This window comes from Sphingomonas bacterium, assembly GCF_903644055.1.
Lineage (GTDB): Bacteria > Pseudomonadota > Alphaproteobacteria > Sphingomonadales > Sphingomonadaceae > Sphingomonas_I.
In genome coordinates this window covers 1-9218 of record NZ_CAHJXD010000271.1, presented here as the reverse complement: position 1 = coordinate 9218, position 9218 = coordinate 1, and the positions used below count along the sequence as shown (strand labels likewise).

Genomic DNA, 9218 nt, shown 5'->3' with positions numbered 1-9218 from the left:
GCGCCGGTCGCGGCGCTGGGCGCGGCGCGGTCGCTGCTCTCGCAGAGTTTCGAGACCGGCTTCGAGGCCCAGCTCGATCGCGAGCTGCGCTCGATGGCGGCCGCCGGCGCCGGCGAGGCGCGCGAGGGGCTCGCCGCCTTCCTCGCCAAGCGCACCCCCGATTTCAGAGGAGCCTGATCCCGTGGCCGAAGCCTATATCGTCGAATCGCTCCGCACCGCCGGCGGGCGGGCACGCAAGGGCGGCCTGATCGATGTTCATCCCGCCGATCTCGGCGCGACGATCCTGAACGCCCTGGTCGATCGCACCGGCATCGATCCGGCGGAGATCGAGGATGTCATCGTCGGCTGCGTCAGCCAGGCGGGCGAGCAGGCCTTCGCGTTCGGCCGCAATCTCGTGCTCGCATCGCGGCTGCCGGATAGCGTGCCGGCCGTCACCATCGATCGCCAGTGCGGCTCTTCCCAGCAGGCCCTGCATTTTGCGGCGCAGGCGATCATGTCCGGCACGCAGGACATGATCATCGCGGCCGGCGCCGAGAGCATGACGCGGGTGCCGATGGGATCCAACTACACGCTGCACGGGCAGGCCGGCCTCGGCGTCGGGCCGTGGCCGAAGAGCATCCAGAACCGCTACGGCGTGGCCGAGTTCAGCCAGTTCCACGGCGCCCAGGCAATCGCCGACAAATACGGCTTCAGCCGCGAGGACATGGACACCTACGCCCTCGCCAGCCACGCGAAGGCGGCGGCGGCGATCGACAGCGGCGCCTTCAAGGCCGAGATCGTGCCCGTCGAGACGCCCGAAGGCACGTTCGACACCGACGACGGCGTGCGGCGCGGCGGCACGATAGAGGCGATGGCCGCGGTCAAGACGCTGGAGGAGGGCGGCACCATCACCGCCGCCAACGCCAGCCAGACGACCGACGGCGCGTCCGGCGCGCTGGTGGTCAGCGAGGCCGCGCTCAAGCGTTTCAACCTCACCCCGGTTGCGCGCGTCCACACGCTGGCGGTGACGGCGGGCGATCCGGTGATCATGCTGGAGGAGCCCATTCCCGCTACCCGCAAGGCGCTGGCGCGGGCCGGAATGAAACTCGACGACATCGATCTGTTCGAGGTGAACGAGGCCTTCGCCGCCATCCCGATGGCCTGGCTGACGGCGCTCGGCGCCGATTCGGCCAAGCTCAACGTCAACGGCGGCGCGATCGCCCTCGGGCATCCGCTCGGCGCTTCGGGAACCAAGCTGATGGCGACGCTGGTCCATGCGCTGAAGGCGCGGGGCAAGCGCTGGGGGTTGCAGACCATGTGCGAGGGCGGCGGCATCGCCAACGCCACCATCATCGAGGCGCTCTAGGCGGATTGACGAAGGGAACGAGGACATGGCGGAGAGCATCATCGTCACGGGCGCAGCGGGGGTGCTTGGTCGCGCGGTCGTGGCGGAACTGGCGCAAGGCGGGGCGAAGGTGATCGCCGTCGACGTCGCCAAGGATATCGGCGGCGTCGGGCAGGCGGCCTCGGTCGGCGGCGTGGACCTGACCGACGCGGGCGCGACCGAGGCGGCTTATGCAGGGATCGTCGCCGAGCACGGCCCGCTCGCCGGCCTCGCCAACATCGCCGGCGGCTTCCGCTGGGAGGATGTCACCGGCGGCAGCGTCGATACCTGGGACCTGCTTTACAAGATGAACGTCCGGACCACGCTCAACAGCAGCAAGGCGGCGCTTGCCGGCCTCGCGCAAGGCGGCGGCGCGATCGTCAATGTCGGCGCGGCGGGCGCGGTCAGGGCGGCGCACGGCATGGGCGCCTATGCGGCCAGCAAGGCCGGCGTGATGCGGCTCACCGAGGCGCTGGCCGAGGAGTATAAGGACAAGGGCGTGCGGGTGAACGCGGTGCTGCCCTCGATCATCGACACGCCCGTCAACCGCGCCGACATGCCGGACGCCGAGTTCAGCCGCTGGGTGACGCCGGAAGCGCTGGCCGGCGTGATCGCCTTCCTGCTGTCCGACAAGGCATCCGCGATCACCGGCGCGCTCATCCCGGTCACAGGGCGCGTCTGATGCTGCTCACCGACACGCAGGCGGCGATCCGTGACGCGGTGCGCGACTGGGCGCAGGCCGAGCTGCGTCCGCGTTCCGCCGCGTTCGAGGCGGCTGGCGGATATCCGGACGGGCTGTTCGAGGAGATTGCGGGCCTCGGCCTCATGGGCATGACCGCACCCGAGGCGCTGGGAGGCGCGGGCGCGGATTATGTTTCCTACGCGCTCTCGCTGATCGAGATCGCGGCCGGCGACGGCGCGCTTTCGACGGTCGTTTCGATCCAGAACTCGATCATGGTCTCGGGCTTGATCAAGGACGGCAGCGCGACGCAGCAGGCGCGCTGGCTGCCCGAGCTGATCGCCGGCCGCTGCATCGGCGCCTTTGCGCTGACCGAAACCGACGCGGGTTCGGAAGCCTCGGCGATCCGCACCCGCGCGACGAAGGTGGCGGGCGGCTGGCGGATCGACGGCGCCAAGCAGTTCATCACGTCGGGACGGATCGCGGGGGTCGCGATGGTGATCGCCGTCACCGATCCGGCGGCAGGCAAGAAGGGCGTCTCGGCCTTCCTCGTGCCCACCGACACGCCCGGTTACACGGTCGACAAGGTCGAGCATAAGCTGGGGCAGGGCGCGTCGGACACCTGCGCGCTGCGCTTCGACAATTGCGTTGTGCCGGACGACGCGCTGCTCGGGCCGGAGGGGCGTGGCTACTCGATCGCGCTCTCCAATCTGGAGGCGGGCCGCATCGGCATCGCCGCGCAGTGCGTCGGCATGGCGCAGGCGGCGCTGGAGATCGCGATCGGTTACGCGCGTGAGCGTTCGTCGATGGGCCGGCCGATCATCGAGCACCAGGCGGTCGGCTTCCGCCTCGCCGATCTCGCCGCGCGACTGGAGGCGGCACGGCAATTGGCGCTCCACGCGGCAAGCATCAAGGATGTCGGCCTGCCTTGCCTCAAGGAGGCGTCGATGGCCAAGCTGGTCGCCTCGGAGACGGCGGAGGCGGTGTGCTCGGGCGCGATCCAGACGCTCGGCGGCTATGGCTATCTGGAGGAATTCGGCGTCGCCAAGATCTACCGCGACGTGCGCGTCTGTCAGATCTATGAAGGCACGTCCGATATCCAGCGCATGGTGATCGCGCGCGCGCTCTGATCCGCGAGATCGATCCTGTCGCGGCAGGGCCTGTCCCAGTCGCGAGGCATCAAGCGGCTCGACGGTCGATCGATTAATCCATCCGCAAGGACTTATGGGAGAGTGGGATGAACGATATCCTGATCCACGGCGGCGATATGATCGACGGCGCCCGCCCCTGTCCTGTCGTGCGCGGCATGAGCGGGCGGCTCGTGGGCAAGCGCGCGCTCGTCACGGGAGCCGCGAGCGGAATCGGGCGCGAGATCGCGCGGCAATTTCACGGCGAGGGCGCGACGCTCGTGCTGCTCGACATCGACGGGGACGGCGTGGCCGCTACGGCGGCCGGGCTGGGAGCCGAAGGGCTGCGCTGCGACGTGCGCGATCCGGCGGCGATCGAGGCGTCGGTGTCGTCGGCGATCGCAACGCTCGGCGGGCTCGATACGGTGGTCAACGCCGCCGGCATCCTCTTCCGCCAGCCGTTCGAAAGCCTCGATATCGATCAGTGGCAGCTCCTGTTCGAGATCAATCTGCGCGGGCCGGCGTTGGTCTGCAAGGCCGCGCTCGCCGCGCTGCGGCGGGGCGCGGGGCCGAGCATCGTCAACATCGCCTCGCTCAGCGCGATCCGGCCCTCGCCCGGCACCAGCGCCTATGCGGCGTCGAAGGGCGGGCTGCTGATGCTGACCAAATGCCTTGCCGAGGAGATCGCACCGATCCGCGTCAACGCGATCTGCCCGGGCATTATCGACACGCCGATGACGGAGGGCTTCATGGCCGATCGGGAGACCCGGGAGCGGATCGAGCAGGCCAACGCCCTGCACCTCACCGGCCGGCCTTCCGACATCGCCGCCGCGGCGGTCTATCTCGCCAGCGACGAGGCCCGGTTCATGACCGGCGCCCAGATGGTGATCGACGGCGGCAGCAGCTACGCCTGATCCTGTTCCGCCGTTTCCGGTTCGGGCGTCCGCGCGCCGGTCGGGCAGAAGGTGTCGAGCTGTATCACGTGGAGGAATCGGCCGGCCGCGATCATCTCCTTCATGATTTCGGTGAGGCTGTTCCCACGCCGCGGACCTGTCGACCCGCCGGCGACATGCCGAGCAGTTTCGCCGCCTGAGCAGGTGTCGCCAGCGGCCGGCAGGCGACGCGCGCGAGGCCTGCGATCTCGGCGATCAGCTCGGCATTGGTGGGCGTCCGCGGCCCGGCATGATCCTCTAGCCCGACGCGGACATGCCCGCCGCGCGCAATGGCGAGCGCGGCCATGCCGCTGTCGACCACGCAGCCGCCGACCACCGCCGCCGCCCAGGGCAGGCCGCTGCCGCCGATGATATCGAGATAGGCGTCGAGCGCGGCGGCGCTGGGCGAGAGGCCGAAGCCGATGCACGGGGTCGCGTCGTGGTAATTGGCGCCGCCGAAGAAATAGAGCTTCGCGAAGCTGCCCGGCGGTAGCAGCCCGGCGCGGTGGAAAGCGATCGCGGCGCGCAGAAAGCCGGGCTCGTAGATGCCGATCGAGGCGGCGAGCCCGGCCTCGCGCATCGCCGCGAGGATCGTCGCGATGCGATCGAAATCGTTGACGTAGCTGAGCATCCGGGCCTGGCCGACACCGCCGCCCGAAAGCGGCATGTTCATGCTGCCGGTGTCGATCGCCGCCATCCGCGCGCCGGCCTTCGCGCAGGGAGCGAGATGGGCAAGCCGCTCGGCCGGATCGCGCGCGCCGGTGTTGGTGGGGCAGAGGATCGCGTCCGGATGCGCGGCGAGGATCGGCGTCCATCCCTCGGAATAGCGCGCCGCCGCCGCCTCGCCGACCAGCATGGGATCGTCGCTGTGGTTGTGAACCAGCGCCGCGCCGAGATCGATGCAGGCGATCGCCTCGTCGGCGATGGCGTTCGGACTGCGCGAAACATGCGGGTTGCGCGATGGCCTGGTCTCGCCGTTCATCGCGAGTTCGATGATCAGAGGCTGCATCCCGATATGCTATCAGGTCCGCCCCCGCCGCGCATGACCGCGCCCGGCAGACGCGGCGCTTTCATGCAGATATGGCGGAAAGGCGAAAACGCGGCCGATTGTCTTCACATTGGGGAGGGCGCAGCCTGCCGTCAGACCATGAAGATGTGGGCGGGGATGACCGGAGATACCATCGCGACGCGATCGGCCGTGACGGGCATTGACCATGTCGCCATCACCGTGGCCGACATCGACGAGACCTGCGCCTTCTACACGCGCGTTCTCGATGCCGACGTGTTCATGGATCACAAGATCGACGGCCGCACGGCGGTGCGCGGCATACGCATCGGCGGGGCCATGCTCAACGTGCATCGACAGGGCAACGGCATCGATCTCGTCGCGCGGCTGCCCACTCCCGGATCGGCCGATCTCTGCTTCCGCTGGGGCGGCGACATCGCCAGCGCCAAGGCGATGCTTGCCGAGGCGGGGGTGCCGCTGCGGGAGGGCCCGGTGCCGCGGACGTCGAGCCGGGGCGTGCGCGGCCAGTCTGTCTACTTCCTCGATCCGGACGGCAATCTGATCGAATTGCTGGCGGAAGACTGAGGCGTCCCGAAGCGCCCCAACGAGGAGAGCGCGACTGGGCCATAAGCCGAAGACGATCACCGCGCTGTTCACGTCCTTCAATAGCTGGCTCAAGGAGACGCGGGCCGAGAAGGCCTGACCGGCAGGGCGCTCCGCTTCGCACGCGCTGAGACCGTTTGAGAAAGCGCGGTGGAGCGCTTTCCAGAGCTGGAACCTGCTTTCCCAAACGGTCTCTCAGGCGTTCTTGGTCGTCACTACCGGCGAGCACGACTCGAACAAGCCGGCAACCGCCGTGTCCTGGTCGAGCGCGTCGGATACCGCCATCAGTTCCGTGCCGCGCCGCGCCAGAAGAGCCTCGATCGCCGCGTCTGGATCGTCGGTCTCGATCTCGTAAAGCGCGAGGTAACGATGGGCATGGTCATAGCCCATCGGGTTGCGAAGCCGAAACCGCTGGGCGGATCGGTAGCCTGGGACCGCGACGACATCGGCGAGATGCTGGTTGTCGTACCAGTCGTTGTAATCCTGCTCCCGACCGTCGACCGGATTGGTGAGCACCACCAGCTTGTAATGACCCATTATAGCATCCTCTCACGACTCAGCTATAGGATTGCGCGAAGAGGATTCGGCCTGTCTTGACCGCAGATGACAAAGCTTCATGCGACGCGGACCGGCGGCCACGCGCGGGTTGCGCGGGAAGCGGAATATGGTAGCCCTTCATAAACGGACGAGGAGGGAATGATGGCGGAGAGTGCGAGCGGCAAGATGGCCGGGCGGCGCGTGATCGTGACGGGAGCCGCCTCCGGCATCGGCAAGGAGATCGCCCGGCTGTTCCATGCGGAGGGGGCCAAGCTCGCCCTGATCGACCTCAGCGAGGAGGCGCTCGCCGAGGTGGCCACCGGCCTCGACGCCGCGGCCATACCGCTCGATCTCGCCGACGGCGCGGCGATCGAGGCCGCAGTCGTCCGCGCCGCCGAGGCGATGGGCGGGATCGACGGTATCGTGAACTGCGCCGCCTATTCCAAGGGGGGGCCGATCGAGCAGATGACCGACGAGATCCTGGGCCGCTTCGTCGCGGTGAACCTTACCGCGCCCTATATTCTCTGCCGCACCGCCTTGCCCTACATGCGTGAGGCCGAGAGCGCGACGATCGTCAATATCGCGTCCGGGCAGGGCATCCTGCCCAATACGCCGAACAATACCGCCTATGCGGCCACCAAGGGCGGGCTGATCGCGTTCAGCAAGAGCCTCGCCTGCGAGGTCGCGCCGAGGATCCGCGTCAACGCGCTGGCGCCGGGGCTCACCAACACACCGATGGCATCCTTCCTGTTCAAGGATTATCCCGATCCGACCCAGGCACCGTTCGTGCAGCAATATGCGCTGCGCCGGATCGCCGAGCCGATCGAGATCGCGAAGGGGGTGCTGTTCCTGAGCTGTGACGATTCGTCCTACGTCACCGGCATCGTCCTGCCGGTCGATGGCGGGCGCACCTACCATTGACCGCGCAGACCATCACGCGCCGCTGGACGCGCCGGCCCGAGGGATCGAACTGGGGCGATTATGGCGCCGACGACCAGGTCGGTCGGCTGAACGGCATCACGCCGGAGATACGGCTGGCCGCCGTCGGCGAGGTGAAGGAGGGCCGGGCCTTCGTGCTCAGCCTGCCGCTCGACTATCCCGGCGGCGAGGCGGAGGACGCGCCGCGCAAGGGGCCGAAGCTCTTCGCGAGCTGCCTGGGTGGTCACCAGATGTACAATTTCTCGCTGACCGAGACCGACGTCTGCTGCGACGACGGCGTCACCATGTGGCTGCAATATTCCACGCAGTGGGATTCGCTCGCGCATTGGGGCCGGATGTTCGACGTGGACGACGGCGGCGAGATGAAACCATTCTATTACAACGGCTTCCGTGCCGGCGAGCATATGATCGGCCCGGATGTCGAAGGCGGGCCGCGCGCAAAGGCGCTGGGCATCGAGAACATGGCGATCACCGGCGTGCAGGGCCGCGGCGTGCTCGTCGATCTCGCCCGGCAATTCGGCACCGGGCGGACATTGGTCGGCTATGACAAGCTGATGCAGGCGATCGCCACGCAGCGCGTCGAGGTGCGACCCGGCGACTTCCTCCTGCTGCACACCGGCTACGGCGACGCGCTGATGGCGATGGGCCGCTCGCCCGACGGGGAGGTGCTGCACAAGACCGGCGCCGCGCTCGACGGGTCGGACGGACGGCTGCTCGACTGGATCGAGAAAAGTGGGATCGTCGCGCTGATCGCCGACAATCAGGCGGTCGAAAGTTTCGACCCTGCGCTCGCGGCCGCCGGCCCGAACGGCTTGCTGCCGCTCCACGACCGCTGCCTGTTCAAGCTCGGCATCCATCTGGGCGAACTCTGGTGGCTGAGCGATCTGGCGCGCCATCTAGGATCGGTCGGCCGCCACGCCTTCCTGCTGACCGCGCCGCCGCTCCGGCTGCCGGGCGCGGTGGGCTCGCCGGCCACGCCGGTCGCAACGGTCTAGCGGGTCCGGCAAACCCGCTCACCGTTCGCCCGACGGGATCCCCTCGACGATCGGATAGCGGAGCGACCGCACGATCATGCGGGCGACCGCTTCGTGCAGCACGCCCGGCATCACGCTCTGCTCCGGATAGAGCAGGACCGCCGCGGACAGGCGGTCCATCGCCGCGACGATCACGACCGCCTCCGCATTGGCGTCGCGCGGTCGAATCGGCCGATCCGCCGGCGCCGCCTTGAGGATCCGGTCGCAAAGCCCCTGCATGATCGGCAGGCCGGTGCGGGTGAGCAGCAGGTTGAAGCGTCCGTTTCCCCTGTCCGCCTCCAGGTTCCGGTAGGACAGGATGACCGAGTGCTTGCTCCAGATCGCGCTGTAGCCCTTCACCAGGTCCAGCGCATCGATCTCGAGGCGATCCGGGCGGCGCAGGAAGGCGGGATCGAGGAAGAGATGCGCGGTATCCTCGGTCACCAGATCACATAATGCCCAGAGAACGTCCTCTACGCCGTTGAAGTAGACGTAGAAGGTCGCCGGCGCGGTATTGGCCTCCTTGCTGATCGCGGTTGCCGTGATCTGGAAGGGCGATACGCGATGCATGAGGCGACGGGCCGCCTCGATCAGCGATCGCCGCGTGTCCATTCCCTTATTGCCGAGCGGCTGGCCATCCTTTCCCACCACGATATTCGACGAGCGCGCCATGTCATCTCCCAGGCTGGACCGTCTCAGCCTATTCGCCGATGAAGAAACGTCAAATTGAAACTGCGCCCGCTGAAACCATGCCGGCGCCACCCACCCTCGGCCGATCGTACCGACAAAGACGAATTCGTCTCGATCACAGGCGCGAAACAGAGTTGATGATACGTCATTTCCTCATTAAAGAGCGCCTCGCAGGGTGCCGGAGGGCTCCTGATTCCGAAGCGAACAAGCCGATTGCGGGAAATGTCCCGGATCGGCGCATCAGGAGGGGTAAGCATGAAGAAGTTCGGTTCCGCGGCGTTTTGCGGCGTCTCGATGATCGCCTTCGGGCCCGCTTTGGCGCAGACGGC

The 9218-nt window shown here is 68.0% G+C and carries 11 protein-coding genes; 7 read left to right on the top strand and 4 right to left on the bottom strand.

Annotated elements, in window-relative coordinates:
* Positions 1-181: 181 nt before the first annotated feature.
* The 4 genes from HUU94_RS11765 to HUU94_RS11750 all read left to right on the top strand — a co-directional run bounded on the left by HUU94_RS11765 (position 182) and on the right by HUU94_RS11750 (position 4083).
* Entirely contained in the window at positions 182-1345 is a 1164-nt protein-coding gene (locus tag HUU94_RS11765) for an acetyl-CoA C-acetyltransferase (RefSeq protein WP_174275263.1), read from the top strand.
* 25 nt (positions 1346-1370) lie between these two features.
* Positions 1371-2045: an SDR family oxidoreductase gene (locus HUU94_RS11760; RefSeq protein WP_174275262.1), complete on the top strand. Its 675-nt coding sequence runs from the start codon at positions 1371-1373 to the stop codon at positions 2043-2045.
* Positions 2045-3172 carry an acyl-CoA dehydrogenase family protein gene (locus HUU94_RS11755; protein ID WP_174275261.1) on the top strand — a complete coding sequence of 376 codons (1128 nt, stop codon included), beginning with the start codon at positions 2045-2047 and terminating at the stop codon, positions 3170-3172. Before HUU94_RS11760 ends, HUU94_RS11755 begins: the two co-directional genes overlap by 1 nt.
* Before the next feature lie 107 nt (positions 3173-3279).
* A complete protein-coding gene (locus HUU94_RS11750; protein WP_174275260.1) occupies positions 3280-4083 on the top strand; it encodes an SDR family NAD(P)-dependent oxidoreductase in 804 nt (267 codons plus the stop codon).
* A gap of 100 nt (positions 4084-4183) precedes the next feature.
* On the opposite strand, the gene HUU94_RS11745 is transcribed toward HUU94_RS11750, so the two are convergent.
* Positions 4184-5110: a 3-keto-5-aminohexanoate cleavage protein gene (locus HUU94_RS11745; RefSeq protein ID WP_174275259.1), complete on the bottom strand. Its 927-nt coding sequence runs from the start codon at positions 5108-5110 to the stop codon at positions 4184-4186.
* 156 nt (positions 5111-5266) lie between these two features.
* Between HUU94_RS11745 and HUU94_RS11740 the strand changes: the two genes are divergently transcribed.
* Positions 5267-5692: a VOC family protein gene (locus HUU94_RS11740; RefSeq protein WP_174275258.1), complete on the top strand. Its 426-nt coding sequence runs from the start codon at positions 5267-5269 to the stop codon at positions 5690-5692.
* A gap of 213 nt (positions 5693-5905) precedes the next feature.
* Here HUU94_RS11740 and HUU94_RS11735 read toward each other — a convergent pair whose 3' ends face one another.
* A complete protein-coding gene (locus HUU94_RS11735) occupies positions 5906-6247 on the bottom strand; it encodes a DUF4286 family protein (RefSeq protein ID WP_174275257.1) in 342 nt (113 codons plus the stop codon).
* Positions 6248-6409: 162 nt separating this feature from the next.
* Here HUU94_RS11735 and HUU94_RS11730 point away from each other — a divergent pair, with 162 nt between their 5' ends.
* Together HUU94_RS11730 and HUU94_RS11725 are read left to right on the top strand one after the other, a co-directional pair.
* Positions 6410-7168: an SDR family NAD(P)-dependent oxidoreductase gene (locus HUU94_RS11730; protein ID WP_174275256.1), complete on the top strand. Its 759-nt coding sequence runs from the start codon at positions 6410-6412 to the stop codon at positions 7166-7168.
* Positions 7165-8181 (top strand): cyclase family protein, encoded by a 1017-nt coding sequence (locus HUU94_RS11725; RefSeq protein WP_217429618.1) that lies wholly within the window; start codon positions 7165-7167, stop codon positions 8179-8181. The genes HUU94_RS11730 and HUU94_RS11725 overlap by 4 nt, the downstream gene beginning before the upstream one ends.
* A gap of 18 nt (positions 8182-8199) precedes the next feature.
* On the opposite strand, the gene HUU94_RS11720 is transcribed toward HUU94_RS11725, so the two are convergent.
* Both HUU94_RS11720 and HUU94_RS12695 read right to left on the bottom strand, forming a co-directional pair.
* On the bottom strand, positions 8200-8871 hold the full coding sequence (locus tag HUU94_RS11720; RefSeq protein ID WP_174275255.1) for a TetR/AcrR family transcriptional regulator: 672 nt from the start codon (positions 8869-8871) through the stop codon (positions 8200-8202).
* Between the two features lie 23 nt (positions 8872-8894).
* Positions 8895-9218: hypothetical protein (locus tag HUU94_RS12695; protein ID WP_217429617.1), on the bottom strand; the 324-nt coding region annotated here is incomplete at its 5' end.